Annotated in this window: 14 protein-coding genes; 5 read left to right on the forward strand and 9 right to left on the reverse strand. The window is 60.6% G+C overall.

Going from position 1 to position 19,978, the window contains the following annotated elements; all coding sequences use genetic code 11:
* Positions 1-13 precede the first annotated feature (13 nt).
* Positions 14-1,714: a glutamine--tRNA ligase/YqeY domain fusion protein gene (locus tag ACYZT8_RS18735; protein ID WP_461974928.1), complete on the reverse strand. Its 1,701-nt coding sequence runs from the start codon at positions 1,712-1,714 to the stop codon at positions 14-16.
* 276 nt (positions 1,715-1,990) lie between these two features.
* Here ACYZT8_RS18735 and ACYZT8_RS18740 point away from each other — a divergent pair, with 276 nt between their 5' ends.
* Both ACYZT8_RS18740 and lpxH read left to right on the forward strand, forming a co-directional pair.
* Entirely contained in the window at positions 1,991-2,497 is a 507-nt protein-coding gene (locus ACYZT8_RS18740) for a peptidylprolyl isomerase (RefSeq protein ID WP_415768223.1), read from the forward strand.
* Positions 2,494-3,246, forward strand: a complete 753-nt coding sequence (gene lpxH, locus ACYZT8_RS18745) for a UDP-2,3-diacylglucosamine diphosphatase (protein WP_461974930.1) — start codon at positions 2,494-2,496, stop codon at positions 3,244-3,246. Before ACYZT8_RS18740 ends, lpxH begins: the two co-directional genes overlap by 4 nt.
* Positions 3,247-3,313: 67 nt before the next feature.
* On the opposite strand, the gene ACYZT8_RS18750 is transcribed toward lpxH, so the two are convergent.
* From ACYZT8_RS18750 to ACYZT8_RS18780, 7 genes are all read right to left on the reverse strand, one after another.
* Positions 3,314-4,843 carry a DHA2 family efflux MFS transporter permease subunit gene (locus ACYZT8_RS18750; protein ID WP_461974932.1) on the reverse strand — a complete coding sequence of 510 codons (1,530 nt, stop codon included), beginning with the start codon at positions 4,841-4,843 and terminating at the stop codon, positions 3,314-3,316.
* Positions 4,844-5,059: 216 nt separating this feature from the next.
* A complete protein-coding gene (locus ACYZT8_RS18755) occupies positions 5,060-6,265 on the reverse strand; it encodes an HlyD family secretion protein (protein WP_461974934.1) in 1,206 nt (401 codons plus the stop codon).
* A gap of 15 nt (positions 6,266-6,280) precedes the next feature.
* The gene (locus ACYZT8_RS18760) at positions 6,281-7,750 is read right to left on the reverse strand and encodes an efflux transporter outer membrane subunit (RefSeq protein WP_461974936.1); all 1,470 of its coding nucleotides are present in this window, start codon (positions 7,748-7,750) and stop codon (positions 6,281-6,283) included.
* Positions 7,747-8,220: a MarR family winged helix-turn-helix transcriptional regulator gene (locus tag ACYZT8_RS18765; protein WP_461974938.1), complete on the reverse strand. Its 474-nt coding sequence runs from the start codon at positions 8,218-8,220 to the stop codon at positions 7,747-7,749. Before ACYZT8_RS18765 ends, ACYZT8_RS18760 begins: the two co-directional genes overlap by 4 nt.
* Before the next feature lie 376 nt (positions 8,221-8,596).
* Positions 8,597-12,265 carry a translocation/assembly module TamB domain-containing protein gene (locus ACYZT8_RS18770; protein WP_461974940.1) on the reverse strand — a complete coding sequence of 1,223 codons (3,669 nt, stop codon included), beginning with the start codon at positions 12,263-12,265 and terminating at the stop codon, positions 8,597-8,599.
* Positions 12,262-13,989, reverse strand: coding sequence for an autotransporter assembly complex protein TamA (locus ACYZT8_RS18775; protein ID WP_461974942.1), 1,728 nt, complete (start codon positions 13,987-13,989; stop codon positions 12,262-12,264). Before ACYZT8_RS18775 ends, ACYZT8_RS18770 begins: the two co-directional genes overlap by 4 nt.
* Positions 13,990-14,066: 77 nt before the next feature.
* A complete protein-coding gene (locus ACYZT8_RS18780) occupies positions 14,067-14,717 on the reverse strand; it encodes a GNAT family N-acetyltransferase (RefSeq protein ID WP_461974944.1) in 651 nt (216 codons plus the stop codon).
* Between the two features lie 331 nt (positions 14,718-15,048).
* On the opposite strand from ACYZT8_RS18780, the gene xthA reads away from it, so the two are divergent.
* Complete coding sequence (gene xthA, locus ACYZT8_RS18785; RefSeq protein WP_461974946.1) at positions 15,049-15,861, forward strand: exodeoxyribonuclease III; 813 nt, start codon at positions 15,049-15,051, stop codon at positions 15,859-15,861.
* Positions 15,862-16,068: 207 nt separating this feature from the next.
* Positions 16,069-17,409, forward strand: coding sequence for a substrate-binding domain-containing protein (locus tag ACYZT8_RS18790; RefSeq protein ID WP_461974948.1), 1,341 nt, complete (start codon positions 16,069-16,071; stop codon positions 17,407-17,409).
* 128 nt (positions 17,410-17,537) lie between these two features.
* Here the strand turns inward: ACYZT8_RS18790 and ACYZT8_RS18795 are convergent, their stop codons facing one another.
* Positions 17,538-18,767 (reverse strand): acyl-CoA dehydrogenase, encoded by a 1,230-nt coding sequence (locus ACYZT8_RS18795; RefSeq protein WP_461954811.1) that lies wholly within the window; start codon positions 18,765-18,767, stop codon positions 17,538-17,540.
* A gap of 153 nt (positions 18,768-18,920) precedes the next feature.
* On the opposite strand from ACYZT8_RS18795, the gene ACYZT8_RS18800 reads away from it, so the two are divergent.
* A complete protein-coding gene (locus tag ACYZT8_RS18800; protein WP_008148497.1) occupies positions 18,921-19,850 on the forward strand; it encodes a LysR family transcriptional regulator in 930 nt (309 codons plus the stop codon).
* Positions 19,851-19,978: the final 128 nt, after the last annotated feature.

Below are 19,978 nucleotides of genomic sequence, written 5' to 3' on the forward strand. Positions count from 1 at the left end.
GAGGTTCCTTGAATCACTGGCCCCACGAATCACGCAAGGTCACGGTACGGTTGAATACCGGAGCACCTGGTTTCGAGTCTTTGATATCCGCGCAGAAGTAACCTTCGCGCTCGAACTGGAAACGGTCTTCCGGCTGTGCATTGGCCAGCGAAGGCTCGGCACGACAACCAGTGAGTACTTGCAGCGAGTCAGGGTTGATGTTGTCCAGGAAACTGGCGCTGTCTTCGGCCTTTTCAGGGTTCGGCGAGCGGAACAGGCGATCGTACAGACGCACTTCGCACTCGATGCTGGCCGCCGCCGGCACCCAGTGCACCACGCCTTTGACCTTGCGGCCTTCAGGGTTCTTGCCCAGGGTTTCCGGATCGTAGGAGCACCGCAGTTCGACGATGTTGCCATCGGCATCCTTGATCGCTTCGTCGGCACGGATCACGTAGCTGCCGCGCAGACGCACTTCGCCGTTCGGCTCCAGGCGCTTGTAGCCTTTTGGTGGCTCTTCCATGAAGTCATCGCGGTCGATGTAGATTTCACGGGCGAACGGCAGCTTGCGCACGCCGAGTTCTTCTTTCTGCGGATGACGCGGCAACTCGAGGTTGTCGACCTTGTCTTGCGGGTAGTTGGTGATCACGACTTTCAACGGACGCAGCACGCACATGGCGCGCGGGGCGTTCGCGTCGAGGTCCTGACGGATGCTGAACTCGAGCATGCCGAAGTCAACCACGCCGTCGGAACGGTTGGTGCCGACCATGTCGCAGAAATTGCGGATTGACGCCGGGGTGTAGCCACGGCGGCGGAAGCCCGACAGCGTGGACATGCGCGGATCGTCCCAGCCGAAAACGTGCTTTTCATCGACCAGTTGCTTGAGCTTGCGCTTGCTGGTGATGGTGTAGTTCAGGTTCAGACGGCTGAACTCGTACTGACGCGGGTTCGCCGGAACCGGCAGGTTCTCGAGGAACCACTCGTACAGCGGACGGTGGCTTTCGAACTCCAGGGTGCAGATCGAGTGGGTGATGCCTTCGATGGCGTCCGACTGACCGTGGGTGAAGTCGTAGTTCGGGTAGATGCACCACTTGTCACCGGTCTGGTGGTGGTGAGCATGACGGATGCGGTACATGATCGGGTCGCGCAGGTTCATGTTCGGCGAGGCCATGTCGATCTTGGCCCGCAGCACGCGTGCGCCGTCCTTGAACTCGCCGGCCTTCATACGGGCGAACCAATCGAGGTTTTCTTCTACGGAGCGGTCGCGGAACGGGCTGTTCTTGCCCGGCTCGGTCAGGCTGCCACGGTATTCCTTGGCCTGTTCAGGGCTCAGGTCGTCGACGTAGGCCTTGCCGGCCTTGATCAGCTCGACGGCCCAGTCGTGCAACTGGTCGAAATACTGCGAGGCATAGCGCACTTCGCCGGACCATTCAAAGCCCAGCCATTTGACGTCGCTTTCGATCGCGTCGATGTATTCCTGGTCTTCCTTGGCCGGGTTGGTGTCGTCGAAACGCAGGTGCGTGACGCCGCCAAATTCCTGGGCCAGGCCGAAGTTCACGCAAATCGACTTGGCGTGACCGATGTGCAGGTAGCCGTTGGGCTCAGGCGGGAAACGGGTGACGATCTGCGTGTGCTTACCCGAGTCCAGGTCCGCCTGGATGATCGGGCGCAGGAAATTGACCGGCACGGCAGGGCCGGTCTTGGAATTCGAGGTAGGGTCGACAGTGGGCTTGCTCATAGGATCCTTGAACGTACAAGTGCGCGGCCAGTTGGCCAAATCAAAGCGGCTGTTAAAACAAAGGGGCTTATCATAGCCGATGCCGTCAAGTCGCTGACAGTACAGGCCCGAAAACGGCTGCATTTAATCGGATGCAAATGAAAAACAGCCTCGAAATTCGCGCCCGGCACGCTAAACTGCGCACCTTGGCTGTTGCTGGCCAGACCGGTTGAGGGCTTCAATGCCCCGAAACCCACGAATTCATATAAAACGCATCTCCTAAAAGAGTCCACGATCATGACCCAAGTCAAACTCACCACCAACCATGGCGACATCGTCCTGGAACTGAACGCTGAAAAGGCACCGCTGACCGTTGCCAACTTCATCGAGTACGTTAAAGCCGGTCACTACGAAAACACCGTTTTCCACCGCGTCATCGGTAACTTCATGATCCAGGGCGGCGGTTTCGAGCCAGGCATGAAAGAAAAGAAAGACAAGCGCCCAAGCATCCAGAACGAAGCCGACAACGGCCTGCCGAACGAGAAGTACACCGTGGCCATGGCTCGCACCATGGAGCCGCATTCGGCTTCCGCCCAGTTCTTCATCAACGTGGCTGACAACAGCTTCCTGAACCACAGCGCCAAGACCACTCAGGGCTGGGGCTACGCCGTGTTCGCCAAAGTCGTTGAAGGCACCGACGTTGTCGACAAGATCAAAGGTGTTTCCACCACCATGAAATCCGGCCACCAGGACGTACCAGCAGAAGACGTGATCATCGAGAAAGCCGAGATCATCGAAGCGTGATACTGCTGATTTCAGACTTGCATCTGGAAGAGGAGCGCCCGGACATAACCCGGGCGTTTCTGGATTTGCTCGCCGGACGCGCCCGCTCGGCGAGTGCGCTGTACATCCTGGGCGACTTTTTCGAGGCGTGGATTGGCGACGATGCCATGACGCCGTTCCAGCGCTCCATCTGCCAGGCCCTGCGCACGCTTAGCGACAGCGGCACGGCGATTTTTCTGATGCACGGCAATCGCGACTTCATGCTCGGCCAGGCCTTTTGCAAACAGGCCGGCTGCACGTTGTTGAAAGACCCGAGCGTCGTGCAGTTCAACGGCGAGCCGGTGCTATTGATGCACGGCGACAGCCTCTGCACCCGCGACGAGGCTTATATGAAGCTGCGTCGCTACCTGCGAAACCCGATCACCCTGTTCATCCTGCGCCACCTGCCCTTGCGCACGCGGCATAAACTGGCGCGCAAGCTGCGCAGCGAAAGTCGAGCGCAGACACGGATGAAGGCTAATGACATTGTGGATGTCACGCCGGAAGAAGTGCCGCGGATCATGCAGGCCTATGGCGTGAAGACCTTGATCCATGGTCACACCCATCGCCCGGCCATTCACAAGTTGCAGATTGGCGAACAGGCCGCCAAACGGATTGTACTGGGGGATTGGGATCGTCAAGGGTGGGCGTTGCAGGTGGATGAGCAAGGGTTTGCGTTGGCCCCCTTCGACTTCGCCCCGCCGCCACAACTCGCAGCCCCCACGAACTGACAGGCCACCACAGGGGTTCTGTGATTGTTTCAAGATTTAAGTCAAACACCTATCCACTGTGCTGGACTTAATGGCCGGAGGTAGCAGGCCCCGCCTTCGCCGCAAACGGCGGTTTTGCCAGCCACACAATCACGATCAACCCCATAAACGCCCACCCCAGCAGCGTGAAATAATCCACGGTGGAGAGCATGTACGCCTGGCTGGTCAGCACATGATCCAGCTGCGCATACGCCGGGTTGCTCGCACCGCCCAGTGCATTCAGCGCCTCGCGGGTCGCGGGCTCATACGTGCTGATGCTTTCGCTCATATAGGCATGGTGCTGATCTGCCCGGCGGATCCAGATCCACGTGGTCAACGACGCCGCAAAGCTACCGCCCAAGGTCCGCAGGAACGTCGCCAGGCCGGCGCCGTCGGCGATCTGGCTCGGTGGCAGGTCCGACATCAGGATGCTCAAGGTCGGCATGAAGAACAGCGCCACGCCAATGCCCATGAACAGTTGCACCAGCGCGATGTGCTGGAAGTCCACTTCGTTGGTGAACCCGGCGCGCATGAAGCAGCTCAGGCCAATCGCCAGGAACGCCAGCCCGGCCAGCAGCCGCAGGTCGAACTTGTGCGCGTACTTGCCGACAAACGGCGACATCAACACCGGCAGAATCCCGATCGGCGCCACCGCCAGCCCCGCCCACGTCGCCGTGTAACCCATCTGGGTTTGCAGCCATTGCGGCAGGATCAGGTTGATGCCAAAGAAACCGGCGTAACCCAACACCAGCACAATGGTGCCGATGCGGAAGTTGCGGTAAGCAAACAGCCGCAGGTTGACCACCGGGTGCTTGTCGGTCATTTCCCAGATCACGAACACCGCCAGCGCAATCACTGAAATGGCCGCGCCGATGAGGATGAAATTCGACTCGAACCAATCGAGGTCGTTGCCCTTGTCGAGGATCACCTGCAACGCACCGACGCCAATGATCAGTGTGATCAAACCCACGTAATCCATCGGCTGACGGCTGGTTTCCACCGGACGCGCCTTGAGTTGCTGGCGCACCACCATCACCGCGAAGACGCCGATCGGCACGTTGATAAAGAAGATCCACGGCCAGCTATAACTGTCGGTAATCCAGCCGCCAAGGATCGGGCCGGCAATCGGCGCGACCACCGTGACCATCGCCAGCAACGCCAGGGCCATACCGCGCCTCGCCGGGGGATAGACCGCGATCAGCAGCGTCTGGGTCATCGGGTACAACGGACCGGCGACCAGGCCTTGCAGCACCCGGAAGCCAATCAGCTCGGGCATCGAGGTCGAGATACCGCAGAGGAACGAGGCCAGTACAAACAGAACAGTCGCCCAGAGAAACAGCTTCACTTCACCAAAGCGCCGACTGAGCCAACCGGTCAGCGGCAGCGCAATCGCATTGCTCACCGCAAACGAAGTGATCACCCAGGTGCCCTGCTCCGAACTCACGCCCAGGTTGCCGGAAATCGTCGGCAACGCCACGTTGGCGATGGTGGTGTCGAGCACCTGCATGAAGGTCGCCAGCGACAGGCCAATGGTGGCGAGCAGCAGGCTGGGCGGCGTGAAAGACGCGTTATTGCTCATCGCAAATCCTTTGAAACCTGATTGGCGCTGCGCCTGTTACAGACGCAGCTGGCCTTGTAGGAGTGAGCCTTTGTGGTGAGGGAGCTTTTGTGGCGAGGGAGCTTGCTCCCGCTGGGTTGCGAAGCGACCCCAAAAGCTTTACGACTGCTTCGCAGCCGAGCGGGAGCAAGCTCCCTCGCCACAAAGGCTCGCTCCCAAGGGTCGATGTGATGGCAATCAGCGCTGCACGGTTTTGCTGACCGCTGCGCTGTTGTCGTGGATCAACTGCGTGATCATCGCGTCGGCCTCGGCCAACTGACGGTCGTAGACGTTGGTGCTAAACGACGCCTTTTGCGGCGGCTGTTGCGCCAGCACCGGGCCGCTCTGGTCGTGCAGGTTCACGTCGACCTGGGTCGACAACCCCACCCGCAACGGGTGCTTGGCCAGTTCTTCGGCGTTGATGTGGATCCGCACCGGCACCCGCTGCACGATCTTGATCCAGTTACCGGTGGCGTTCTGCGCAGGCAGCAAGGCAAACGCGCTGCCGGTACCGGCGCCGAGGCTGTCGAGGGTGCCGCTGAACTTCACGTCGCTGCCGTACAGGTCGGCCTCGATGTCCACCGGCTGACCGATGCGCATGTCACGCAGCTGGGTTTCCTTGAAGTTGGCGTCGATCCACAGCTGATCCAGCGGAATGACCGCCATCAGCGCCGTCCCCGCCTGGACGCGCTGGCCCAGTTGCACGGAACGTTTGGCGACATAACCGGTGACCGGCGCGATCAAGGTGCTGCGGGAGTTGTTCAAGTAGGCCTGACGCAATTGCGCGGCAGCGGCCATCACGTCCGGATGCGACGAGACCACGGTGTCATCCACCAGCGCGCTGGTGGTTTTCAGTTGCTGCTTGGCGTTGGCCAGGGCGTTTTGCGCCGAAGTCAGGTCGTCGCGGGCGTGGGACAGTTCTTCCTGGGAAATCGCACCGCCAGCGGCGAGGTTTTTCCGGCGATTGAAGTTGTCCTGGGCCTTCTGTACTTCGGCTTGCTGGGCGTTGACCTGGGCTTTCATGCCGTCGACGTTGCTGTACAAGCCACGAACCTGACGCACGGTGCGGGCCAGATTGGCCTGGGCACTTTGCAGACCGACTTGGGCATCATTCGGGTCAAAGTTGATCAGCACCTGGCCTTCATGGACCAGGTCACCATCATCGGCGCCGATACTGACCACGGTGCCAGTGACCAGCGGGGTGATTTCCACCACGTTGCCGTTCACATAAGCATCGTCGGTGCTTTCATTCCAGCGCCCGTAGAATTCGTGATAACCCCAGACGCCGACACCGGCGAGGATCACCACGATCGCCAGCACCACCAGCATGATTTTGCGTTTGCGCGGGTTGCTGGTGTCTGGAGTGTTGTCAGGGGTTTGTGTTGTCGTTTCGGCAGTGGCCATGACAAATACCTTGAATTAGTTGTGCTGCGTGGCTGGGAGTGCGTTGGCTGCGGTCAGGGTTTCGCCCTGGAAGCCGCCGCCCAGCGCCTGCATCAGTTGGATCGACAGGTCGATCTGCTCGGCATTCAGGTTGGCCAGCTGACGCTGGGCCTGGAGCAATTGCTGCTCGATACTGAGCACGTCCAGGTAGTTACCGATGCCGGAACCGTACCGCTGGACCACCGTGTTGTAAGAATCCTGGGCAATGTCGGTGGCGTGTTGCTGCGCCCCGATCTGCCGGCCGATGTCGCGCAACTGGTTGATGGTGTCGCTGACATCGCCCAGCGCTTTCACCAGGCTTTTGTTGTACTGCGCCACCGCGAGGTCGTAATCGGCATCGCGCGAATCGAGGTCGGCACGCAGGCGGCCGCCATCGAAAATCGGCACCGAGATGGTCGGCGCAACATTGAAGAAACGGCTGGCCGAACCAAACATCGCATCACCCAGCAACGACTCGGCACCGGCCGCGGCGCTCAGGTTGAGGTTGGGGTAGAACTGGGTTTTGCCGGCGGCGATGTTCTTGCTCGCGGCTTCGACCCGCCAGCGTGCGGCCACCAGGTCTGGACGACGACCGAGCAATTCGGCCGGCAGTACCGATGGCAACGCCACGGCGCTGGCTTGAAGGATCTTCGGACGGGCGATTTCATTGCCGCGATCCGGGCCTTTGCCGAGCAGCACGGCCAAGGCGATTTTCGCGCTTTGCAGGCGTTTTTCGGCGTCGATCAGGCTCGCTTCGGAGCTGGCCTCCAGGCTTTCGGTTTGCTGGAACTGGTACTGGCTGTCGATCCCCGAACTCAGGCGACGCTGGCTCAGGTCGAGCATTTGCTTGGTGCGCTTGAGGTCTTCATTGGCCAGGTCATAGACGATGTGCGCCTGACCCAGGTCGCTGTAGGCGCGGGCGACGTCGGCAGACAAGGTCAGTTGCGCAGCCTGCTGATCGACTTCGGCAGCACGGGCCTCGCCCAACGCCGCTTCCCAGGCATCGCGCTGACCGCCCCAAAGGTCGAAGTTGTAGTTGAAACTGGCACCGATGTTACGCACGGTGGAATACGTGCCGCCCTGCCCGCTCGGGTCTTGATCCCGGGCCAGGCGCGAACGGCTGACACCGGCGCTGGCATCGAGGGTCGGCATGCGCGCAGCGTCGGCGGCATACGCGGCGGCGCTGGCCTGGTGGGCGCGAGCGTCGGCGATTTGCATGTCGGGGCTGTCGTGCAGCGCTTCGCGGATCAAGCCGTCGAGTTGCGGGTCGCCGAGGCTTTTCCACCAATCACTTTTCGGCCAGGCCGCGGGCGACAGGGTCACGCCGCTGAGGGATTGCCCGGCCTTGAGGTTTTTCGCATCGAGGCTGACGCCTTCGGTAGTCAGGCCGCTGTAACTGGCGCAACCGGCCAGGGTCATGGCCGCCAGGATCAGGCTGAGGCCGGCACGCAGGGTTTTACTGCTCATTGGTCACCTACCCGCAGCAAGGTGATCGAGTCACCGGCTGCTACCAGCATTTTCTTGAGAATCTGTTCCAGGGTTTTCAGCTCATCCGGGGTGATTGCGCCGGCCAGTTCATTCATCGCGTCGGCGCCGATCTCCGGCAGGCGGTCAGTCAATTGCTGGCCTTGTCCGGTCAGCACCAACTGCACCTGACGGCGATCAGCTTCGGAACGTTGGCGGGCGAGGAAACCTTTCTGTTCCAGACGATCGAGCATGCGGGTCATCGAACCGCTGTCCAGCGACAAGTGACGGCACAGCTCGGCCGGGGTATCGACGCCAAACTGGGCCATGATGATCAGCACTTTGAACTGCGCAGCGGTGATGCCGTGGGGCTCCATGTGCGTGTCGATGATCCGGTCCTTGAGCAGCGCAGCGCGCCCGAGCAGAAGGCCGAGATGACAAGTGTGGAATGCGTCCGGGGTGAAATGTTTCATCTGACCACCAATTAGCTGCCTAGGCAGAGAATGTATGTCGAGATGTTACTGCCTAGGCAGCCAATGTCAACGTAATAGTTAGGATGCTTGCTATTTAGCTGATAAATGGCTGAAGACTGATCGTTCCCACGCTCTGCGTGGGAATGTCTCTACGGACGCTCTGCGTTCGGCTTGGAAGGGACGCGGAGCGTCCCGGGCTGCATTCCCACGCGGAGCGTGGGAACGATCAGTGACGCGGATTTCTGTGATGAACACTCTGACGCCATCGCGGGCGAGCCCGCTCCCACAAGGATCTCGCTGAACCTGTGGGAGCGGCGGTGCGGCGATCCGACTTGCCCGCGATGGGAGCGACTCGGTTTCGGAGGGAAATGCGGGTTTAGAAATCCCGCTTGTAGAAGATGTCCAGCGAACTGGCCACGCCGCCGGCGGCTTCGAGGTAGACCTTTTTGCTCAGCTTGTAGCGCAAGGCAATGGTGTTGGCCGGCTCAAACACGCCAACGCCATAACGCAGGCTGAGTTTTTCCGAGATGTTGCCGCTGGCCACGACGCTGGTGGTGTTGCCGCTGCCCTGGGTATCGAGCTGGAAATCTTGGATCCCCAGGTCGTTGGCCAATTTGCCGGTCACCCCCGAACTGCCCATCAAGCCCAACCCGAGTGCCGCCTGGGCCAGCATGTTGTTGTCTTCACCGCTGGTGCTTAGCGGACGCCCCAGCACCAGATAGGACAAGGCCTGCTCCTGGCTCATCGCCGGCTCGGAAAAAATCTGCGTGGTCGGCTGCTCGGCGCTGCCGCTGAGGCGAATCCCGGCGATCACGTCGTCGGTCTGGCGAATCGCTTCGATGTCCAGATACGGCTGGTCAATCGGGCCGGCGAACAGCAGCCGCGCACGCCGCACCGTCAAACGCTGACCGTATGCCCGGTAACGCCCATCGTTGAGCCAGAGCTCACCGCGGGTGTCCATGTTGTCGCCGATGTGCACATGCCCTTGCAGGTTGGCGGTCAGGCCAAACCCGGCAAAACTGAGTTTGTCCTCACCCACCACCACGTCGATGTCCATCTTCATGGCCAGCGGCGGTTTGCCCTCTTCGGTCTGCTGGCCGACGATCACCGTGTCATCGGAGACTTTGACCGTCGACGGCGGCAACTCGCGCACGGTGATCGCGCCCTTGGGCACCAACACTTTGCCGGCGATCGCCAGTTTGTCGTCCTTCATCGAGATCTTCAGGTCCGGCGCCACTTCGAGCTTGGCGTACGGTTCGACGGTGACGGGCAACTGCGAGCCCTTGAGCGTCAGGTCCACCACCAGCGCCTGACCCCAGGCGATGTTGCCGCTGAGACTGCCCTGCCCGCTCTTGCCGCTTTTCCAGCCACCGTTCAGCTGCACCGTTTCCCCGGCGATCAGCGCTTGAACCTGCAAGCCCTGCACCTCCATCGGCAATTCAGGCCCGGACACTTCGCCGTCGCTGAGCAGCAAATTGCCGTTGACCTGCGGCGCCAGCAGATCGCCGGAGAGCGTGCCACTGCCGTTCAAGCGCCCGGTGAGTTTCTCGACCATCGGGACAAACGGCCGCGCCACCGACAGATCCAGGCCACTGAGACGAAACGACCCCACGAGCGGTTTGTTTTTCGGCAGCGGATTGATTTGCGCCTGCACCATCAGCTCGCCGAGCTTGCCGCCGACGAAGTTAAGGTCGGTGTCGATGCGTTTGGGCGTGAGTTTGCTGGTGAGTTTCAGGGTCTGGTACGGGAAGTCCAGCCAATGATCCTTTTCCTTCATGCGCAACGTGCCACCGCTGGCATCGACGCTGATCTGGCCGTTCGGGCCGCTGGCCGGCAGGTCCAGTTGCAGGTCGGCGTTGAGTTTGCCCTTCCAGGCGAAATCTTTCGGCAGCCATTGCGCGAGGCTTTCAATCGGGAATTGCTTGAGGTGATAACGCAGCTTCGGCTCCGGCATCAAGCGCTGGTCTTCGCCACACAGGCTGGCCGGGCCGGACATCCAGCAATGGGCGCCGAAGTTGATCTTGCCGTCCGCCAGCCGTTCAAGTTTTGCCGGGGCTTGCAGCTTCCAGTCCTGACCGCCGGCCTGGATATCACCGCTGACCAGGCGGCCGCGCCAGTTGCCCTTGTCCAGCGAACCGTCAAGGCCGAGTGCCAGTTTCAGCTTCGGTCCTTGCAGGTCGAGGGCGAGTTTCTGGTTCTTGATATCGCCCTGACCGCTGGCCGTCAGCGTGCCCAGCGAGGTGTCGCCAGCCTGAATGCCGCTGCCCTTGAGGTCGATTTTCGCCCGTTGCGCGCCGTCGAGGGTCGCGTCCAGGTTCAGGCTTTGCAGGCGATTGTCCTCGAAGGCCAGTTGCGTACCTTGCAACCCGAGCTTGCCTTGCGGCGCCTTCAGCGTACCGGCGACATCGACGCGACCGTTGAGCTGACCGCGCAATTGCGGCCAGAGTTGGGCCAGGCGTGGCAGCTTGATGTCGATCTGGCCGGCGAGCTTCTGTTGCAGGCTGCCCTTGCCGGTGATGCTGTTGTCACCGAGACGGATTTGCAGCGCGTTGAGGTTCCATTGTTCACCAGCACCATCGGCCTTGGCCTGGATCACCGCCGGTTGCCCGCGCAGTTTGCCTTTCAGGTCCAGGTCGGCGGTCAGGCTGAGTTTTTCATTCTTCATCTCGCCTTGGCTGCGCAACGGTCCGGCCAGCGTACCCGGCAACTCCGCGACCCAATACGCAGGGTTGATCGCCGACAGGTCGAGCGCAGTGTCCCAGGCTATGCCATCGGCAAATTGCAGGTTCAGATGCCCGACGGCCTTGCCCTGCCCGGCTTCGAGTTGAATCTGTTGCAGATAGATTTTCGTCAGATCGCCGCTGAACGGGCTGTTGAGGCTGAACGCACCTGCCGGGCCGTCGAGCGCCGCGTTGAAGTGACCGATGTATTTTCCGTCGGTGTAGGAGACTTCACCATTGAAGCGGCGTAACGCAACTTCTGGCTCGTCGATCAGCGGATAGAGGCTGTGCCAGGGGAAATCCAGCCAGTCGATCTTCGCGTCGGCGCTCAGGCCTTTGCTCCAGTCGAGGTTGCCGGTGAGCTTGAGGTTTTGCTTGTCGTTGGCGGTCAGGTCGAGGCCGGCAATCTGCGCGCCGTTGGCGTCGACCTTGCCTTGCAGCAACAGCGCGACCGGGCCTTTTTCAGCGGGCAATGTAGCTTTGCCGAGCAACTGGTAACCGTTTTTCAGGTCGCCGTCGCCGGTGAGTTCCAGTTGATTGAGTTGCAGCGTGTCCGGCAGATCGGCGCTGGGTTTGAAGCCGTCGGCGGTGATCCGTACTTTGGCCGGAAGGTTGTCCACCAGCGGTTGCAATTCGCCGGTCAGTTGGCCGTTCAAGTAACCGCTGCTGTCGGCTTTCAGGTTCAGGGTTTTCAGCAGGTCGCCGTCCACCTTCAGGGCCAACGCCCAAGGCTCGGGCGCTGGCAGGGTCAACGTGCCTTCGGCCTTGAGCGGCCAGTTGCCGGAAGGTTGCAACAGGCCGGACAGGTTCAGGCTGAGCTCGTCACGCTGCAACTTCACCGAGTCGATCTGCAACCCTTGCGCCGTCCAGTGCGCGGCCAGTTGCAAGCCTTTGAGTTCTTCGCTGCCGTTGAACAGCAGGCTGCCGACCTGCACATCGCCCAGTTCGATCGCCAAGGGCAGGTTCAAATCCGGGAGCGTGATCGGCCCGCTGCTTGCTTCTTCGGTACCCGGCGGGAATTGCAGGCTGACCTGATCGGCCTTCAATTGCTCGATGCACAAAGTCATGCGCGTCAGGCACAGCGGTGACCAGGCGAATATCGGTTTGCTCAGCTCAACCCGGCTGGTGTCCTGCTGCCACAGCAGATGATCGGCACTCCACTGCCCGCCCAACCGGCCCTGGAAATTCTCCACGGTCAGACCCGGCACAAAGCCAAGCGCCCAACGGCTGCCCGTGGCCGTGCCCAGTACTGAGGTCACGGTCAGGACGACCAGCACAAGCAGCGCCAGAATCGCCAGCAGCGTTATTTTCAAACCACGATTCACAGCTCAGGCCCCATGGAAAAGTGCAGTCGAATGCCGCCGTCGTCGTCCATCGCGTGGGCCAGGTCGAGGCGAATCGGCCCTACCGGGGAAACCCAGCGCACGCCGATGCCGACGCCAGTCTTGAGGTTCGGCAGTTCGAGTGTATTAAAGGAGTTGCCCTGGTCAACGAAGGTCGCGACCCGCCATTTTTCGGCGACCGAGTACTGGTACTCGACGCTGCCGGCGATCATGTAGCGACCACCGATGCGGTCGCCCTCGGAGTTTTCCGGGGACAGGCTCTGATAGTCGTAGCCGCGCACGCTCTGATCGCCACCGGCGAAAAAGCGCAATGACGGCGGCACGGACTTGTAGCCGTTGGTGGCGCTGCCGCCAACCTGCACCCGACCGAGGAAACGGTGTTTATCGAAGACCGTGGTCAAGCCTTTGACCAATGCGGTGCCATAGACCAGGTTGTTGTCCGAGCCCAAGCCTTCCTTCGCCACTTTGGTCTCGAATTCCAGGCGATAGCCGTTGTGCGGGTCGATGCGGTTGTCGCTTTTCAGGTAGGAATAACTGACGCCGGGCATCAGCAACGTGCTGAGCCCCGAGTCGTCGCCGAGCCGGTATTCCTCGCGCTGCCATTTGAGCGACACCACACGCTGCCAGCCGCTGGGCAACTTGCTGTGCCACTCGGGACCGACGGTCAGGAGTTTGCTGAGAGAGTCCTTGTCGGCGATCTCTTCGTTTTGATAACCGCCGGCGAAGCGCAGTTTGTCGGTCAGCGGCGGGTCCAGGGGGATGTCGTAGAACACCCCGACGTTCTGCCGTGGTGCCGAGATTTCAGTCTCCCAGCCATAACTGTGCCCCTGTGGGTTGACCCAGTGCCGGGTCCAGTTGGCCTTGACCCGGGGACCTACGTCGGTGGAATAACCAAGCCCCAGGCCCATGGTCCGTGGTTTGCGGGTTTCGAGTTTGACGTCGACCGGGATCACATCGTTCTTCGACGCCGTCGGTGCCGCATCCACCCGCACACTTTCGAAATAGCCGCTCGATTGCATCGCCTGGTTGAGCTCGGCGATCAGTTCGGAGTCGTAAGGTGCGCCTTCCTTGAACGGCACCATGCGTCGCAGCAGGTCTTCGTCGAATGGCGTATCGCCCTCGAAACTGACCTTGCCCAAGGCATAACGCGGACCGCTGTCATAGACGAGGTCGATGTCGGCGACACCGGCGCGCGGGTCTACCGACAATGTCTGATGAGTGAAGTGGCCGCTGAAGAAGCCATAGCGCGAGGCCTGATTCTGGATCAGTTTCTTGGCGTCTTCATAACGGCCATGGTTTAGCACCGCGCCGGTTTTCAGCGCAGCGCTTTTGGGCACACGAAAGGCTTTGAGGGAGGCCGCCGGGCCGTCGATGCGAATCGTGACATTGCGCAAATGCACCGGCTCGCCGGGATCGATGTTGAGGATCAGGCGCGGCGTCTTGCCGCCCTTCACGTCGCTGTCGATCTGCGGCTGGTAATAACCCAAGGCCTGGGCGGCCTTGCGCGCCTGTTCCTCGGCGCCACGACTGAAGCGCAGCAAGGCTTCTTCGTCACGATCGCCGAGGCTGCCGATATAGCCCTCTATATTGGCTTTCAGTTCATCGTTGGACGGTTTGATCCGCACATCCAATTCACTTTGCGCCAGTGCCGCGCAGCTGGTGAACAGCATCAGCACGCCACTGGTAATTCTTCCTGGAAACTTCATAGGCGCGGATGCTATCACGAGCGTGGGAGCGTGATAGAGCCTGGCATGCAGTGAAAGTTCTACCGAAAGTTTTACCTTTAAGCCGTTGCTGTTTGTAACACCTGGGGATTGGCGTGGAAAAACACGTGTTCGCGAATCGGTCCTACGGCGACCTCGCCAATTTCCTCATAGCCCTGGCGCTTATAAAACTCAAGATAACGAGGATTCCCGGTATCAAGGATCACGCCTTGGGAAGTTTCATCCACGGCGCACCAGTTGTGTACCGCTTGCAGCAGTTGCTCGCCGAAGTGTTTGCCCTGGAACTGCGGATGAATCCCCAGCAACGGCAGGACGTGCACCGAATCGGACGGCACGCAGGCCGAAACGGCGGCGTGGTAATCGAGGTAGCGGCGGGTGCAACGAAAACCGGTGCTGAGCACCATGCGCAGACGCCAGGCCCAACTTTCAGTGATGCCCAGCCGACGTTGCGGTGGGGCTATCAGGGCGATGCCGATCAGGCGGTCGTTGACCAGCAGGCCGATGGCCGGCAAATCCTGAAGAAAGTGTTGTTTGACCAACTCGCGCACCGTCGCCCGCACACGATGTTCATAGCCGGGACGTTCGGCCTCGAACAGGTAGCTGAAGGTCGGTTCGTGCCGGTAAGCGTGGTAAAGCAGGGAGCGCGCTTCGTGGGCGTAGCCGCTGTCGAGCATGTGGATATCGGCAATGGCGGTCGAGGTTTCGGGCATAACGGTAGATCTCCCCGGGGCGTCGCTCAAAATGGCGGCGCTCTTATTGGTACGAGCCTTTGGGTGGTATTACAGTTCCCCCCACAGGTATAGACCAAGGCTGGATCTTCATCGACTGGACTGGCCTCTTCGCGGGCAAGCCACGCTCCCACAGGTTCTGTGGCGTGCACAAATTTTGTGTTCACTCGAGAACCTTGTGGGAGCGAGCTTGCTCGCGAAGAGGCCCTGACTGCCAATACAGATCTGACAGAACAAGGTAACTCCCCTGCCTCAACACTGGCCCGATTCCTACAGGTCAGCTAGCATCGCCCTTTTGCCAGGACTGCCGACCATGAAGATCGTCTCCTTCAACATCAACGGGCTGCGCGCTCGCCCCCATCAGCTGGCGGCGCTGATCGAAAAGCACCAGCCAGACGTGATCGGGCTGCAGGAAACCAAGGTCCACGACGACCAGTTCCCGCTGGCCGAGGTGCAGGCGCTGGGTTATCACGTGTATTTCCACGGGCAGAAAGGCCACTACGGCGTCGCCCTGCTCTCCCGCCAGGAACCGATTGCGCTGCATAAAGGTTTCGCCACCGACGACGAAGACGCCCAACGACGCTTCATCTGGGGCACGTTCGCCGACGCCAATGGCGTGCCGGTGACCATCATGAACGGCTATTTCCCACAGGGTGAAAGCCGCGATCACCCGACCAAGTTCCCGGCCAAGGAACGTTTCTACGGCGACCTGCAGCAATTGCTGGAAAGCCAGTTCAGCAATGAACAGCCGGTGGTGGTGATGGGCGACGTGAACATTTCACCGGAAGACTGCGACATCGGCATCGGCCCGGACAACATGAAACGCTGGCTGAAAACCGGTAAATGCAGCTTCCTGCCGGAAGAGCGCGAGTGGATGGCCCGCTTGAAGAACTGGGGCCTGGTGGACAGTTTCCGCCACTTGAACCCGGACGTGGCCGACCGTTTCAGCTGGTTCGACTACCGCAGCCGCGGCTTTGAAGACGAGCCCAAGCGCGGGCTGCGGATTGACCTGATCATGGCGTCCCACGGGTTGTTGCCACGGGTCAAGGATGCGGGCGTGGACTACGAACTGCGCGGGATGGAAAAACCCTCGGATCATGCGCCGATCTGGCTTGAGTTGAGCTGATCGTTTCTTGCTGATCGTTCCCACGTCGAGGCGTCGAACCGTCCGCGTGGAAATGCAGCCCGGGACGCTCCGCGTCCCTTCAAGAGCCGAACGCAGAGCGTCCGTTGAGGTATTCCCACGCAGAGCGTAGGAACGGTCACTGTCATCTTTCGGACATCTTACTGACTTATTCTCCCGGCACTTCCTTTGGCCAAATAAGGTGCCGGCATGACGCTGCGCATGTTGTTCCTGTTGATGCTGTGCGCCTTTTTGCCATTGACGGCGTCGGCGGGCGATTTGCCGACACCCGAAAACGGCCCGGTCCTGCGCATCCAGGGCTCCAACACCATCGGCGCCGCGCTGGGGCCGGCGCTGGTCGAAGGACTGTTGCGCGAACAGGGCTTGCTCAAGGTCCACAGTGAAGTCCCGGACAAAGCCAACGAACAACGCATCGTCGGCGAAACCGTTCAGGGACGCCGAGTGGTGGTGGAAGTCGCGGCCCATGGTTCCAGCACCGGGTTCAGCGCCCTGAAAACGTCCTCCGCCGACCTCGCCGCCTCCTCGCGCCCGATCAAGGACGTCGAACGCTCAGACCTCAAAACCCTGGGTGACTTTAAAAGCCCCGGCGCCGAGCAAGTCATCGCCATCGATGGGCTGGCAATCATCCTTCATCCGCAAAACCCACTGAATCAACTCAACACCGAACAATTGGCGCAAATTTTCAGCGGTGAAGCCAAAACCTGGGAAGAACTCGGCGGCAGTGGTGGGACGATTCATCTATATGCGCGGGATGATCAATCGGGCACGTACGACACCTTTAAGGAATTGGTCCTCAGTCGACGTGGGAAAACGCTGCATAGCGCCGCGAAACGCTTCGAATCCAGCGAGCAATTGTCCGACGCTGTCAGCCAGGATCCGCAAGGTATTGGTTTTATCGGTTTGCCTTATGTGCGACAGGCCAAAGCCGTGGCGATTGCCGACGGCCAGTCCCAGGCCATGCTGCCGCTCAATAGCCTGATTGCGACGGAGGACTATCCGCTGTCCCGACGGCTGTTCTTTTACCTGCCGCCAAACGGGAAAAATCCTTGGGCGCAAGCGCTCGTGGCGTTTGCGCAAAGCAACAAAGGCCAGGCGATTGTCGCGGACAACGGCTTTATCGCGCAGACCGTGCAGGCCATGAGTGTCACGCCCAACGCATTGATGCCCGAGGGTTATCAGGCGCTCAGCCGCCATGCGCTGCGGCTGTCGGTGAATTTTCGTTTTGAGGAAGGCAGCGCGACGCTGGACAACAAGGCCCGACAAGACCTGTCGCGGGTACTCGACTATATAAAGCAGCGCGACAAAACCAATCGACAGGTGACGCTGGTGGGGTTCGGCGATGCCAAGAGCGATCCGGCGCGTGCCGACCTGTTGTCGAAACTGCGGGCGATGGCGGTGCGGCGGGAACTGGTTAAAAACGGCGTGGTGTTTCGCGAGATTCGCGGCTTTGGCGCCGAGATGCCGGTGGCGGCGAACAGTGCGGATGAAGGGCGGATCAAGAATCGGCGGGTTGAGGTTTGGGTGTATTGAGTTGAAATGAGGACAAATGTGGCGAGGGAGCTTGCTCCCGCTGGGCTGCGAAGCGGCCCTCCTTACTCCTGAAAAGCAGGGGACTGCTGCGCAGTCCAGCGGGAGCAAGCTCCCTCGCCACATAACTGTTAGTTCCCGCTGCGCATCATCTCTTTCGGCACGTACTTGCCAATCTCGAACTTGCCGATCGCCGCGCGGTGCACTTCGTCCGGGCCGTCGGCCAGGCGCAGGGTGCGCTGCATCGCATACATGTAGGCCAGCGGGAAATCGTTGGAAACCCCTGCCCCGCCATGAATCTGAATCGCCCGGTCGATCACCCGCAAGGCCACGTTCGGCGCGACGACCTTGATCTGTGCGATCTCGCTCTTCGCCACCTTGTTACCGGCGGTGTCCATCATGTACGCCGCTTTCAACGTCAGCAGGCGTGCCATGTCGATTTCCATCCGAGAGTCGGCGATCTTGTCGATGTTGCCGCCCAAACGTGCCAACGGCTTACCGAACGCGGTGCGGCTCACCGCACGTTTGCACATCAACTCCAGCGCACGTTCGGCCATGCCGATCGAACGCATGCAGTGGTGAATCCGGCCCGGGCCAAGGCGACCCTGGGCGATTTCGAAGCCGCGTCCTTCGCCCAGCAGGACGTTTTCGTACGGCACGCGGACGTTTTCAAACAGCACTTCGGCGTGGCCGTGAGGCGCGTCGTCGTAGCCGAACACCGGCAACGGACGAACGATCTTCACGCCTGGGGCATCCACCGGCACCAGAATCATCGAGTGCTGAGCGTGGCGTGGCGCGTCCGGATTGCTCAGGCCCATGAAGATCAGGATCTTGCAGCGCGGGTCGCAGGCGCCTGAGGTCCACCACTTCTTGCCGTTGATCACCCACTCGTCGCCATCACGCACAGCGCGGGCGGCCATGTTGGTGGCGTCGGACGAAGCCACGTCCGGTTCGGTCATGGCGAACGCCGAGCGGATCTCGCCGCGCAACAGCGGTTCGAGCCAGCGTTGCTTCTGTTCTTCGTTGGCGTAACGCACCAGCACTTCCATGTTGCCGGTGTCCGGTGCGGAGCAGTTGAAGGGCTCAGGGCCGAGCAGCGAACGGCCCATGATTTCCGCCAGTGGCGCGTATTCGAGGTTGGTCAGACCGGCACCGAGTTCGGACTCAGGCAGAAACAAATTCCACAACCCTTCAGCCTTGGCCTTGAGTTTGAGCTCTTCCATGATTGCGGTCGGCTGCCAGCGATCGCCTTCGGCGACCTGGCGCTCGAACACCGCTTCAGCGGGATAAACGTAGGTGTCCATGAACGCGGTCACGCGCTCACGCAGTTCCTGAACCTTGGGCGAATAAGCGAAATCCATGAGCAGATACCTTCTTGGGCAGAGGTTGTTTAGGTCATGCAATCGATGCTAGAACAGCTACGAAAATTTACCTAGCCTATTCTCGGCGTGTATTAACATTCATCACCGATATATGATCGGGTGATTGAGACCCAACAATAAGAGTGCAGCGCAATGAATCTGAGCAAGGTCGACCTCAACCTTTTCATCGTCTTCGACGCGATCTACACCGAAGCCAACCTGACCCGCGCCGGGCAGATTGTCGGCATTACTCAGCCAGCGGTCTCGAACGCTCTGGCCCGCCTGCGCGAGACTTTCAACGACCCATTGTTCGTGCGTACGGCGCAAGGCATGGTGCCGACGCCGATGGCGCAAAACATCATCGGGCCTGTGCGTAACGCCCTCTCCCTGCTGCGGGTGTCGGTGCAGGAAAGCCGGATTTTCAACCCCTTGCAGGCGGTCAAGACGTATCGCATCAGCATGACCGACCTGACCGAAGCGGTGATTCTGCCGCCGCTGTTCCAGCGCCTGCGCCGCCTGGCGCCAACGGTGATCATCGAAAGTTTTCTGTCCAAGCGCCGCGAGACCACCAAGGAACTGGCGGCCGGGCGTCTGGATTTCGCCGTCGATGCGCCGCTCAACACTGACCCGCAAGTGCGCCACGTCAAGTTGATGGAAGACCGTTACGTGTGTGCGATGCGCAAGGGCCATCCGCTGGCGGGTAAAGAGAAATTCACCCTCGATGATTATCTGTCGCTGACGCACATCCATATTTCCAGCCGCCGCAGCGGCCTGGGCCATGTCGACCTGGCTCTCGGAAAAATGGGCATCCAGCGCAAAATTGCCCTGCGTTCCCAGCATTACCTGATGGCGTCCCAGGTGTTGCAGCAGACCGACATGGTCATGACCGTGCCGGAACGCTTTGCACGCCGCCATGACTTGTACTCGGTGAACCTGCCGGTCAACGACGTGCCGCCGGTGGAAACTCACCTTTACTGGCACGAAAGCACCGACCAGGACCCGGCCAACCGCTGGATGCGCGAACAGATGATCGAGTTGTGCCAGCAAGTGACGGCGCATGAGAAGAAGCTCGATAAGGTGTAGGGCTTTGCACCGCGTTATCGTTCTTCGTCGGAACGCCGCCCGGAGCAAGCCCGCTCCCACAGGTATCGCGCTATACCTGTGGGAGCGGGCTTGCTCCGGGCGGCGTTCCGACGATGAGGCCAGCGGCA

This window comes from Pseudomonas sp. LB3P93 (genome assembly GCF_054898025.1).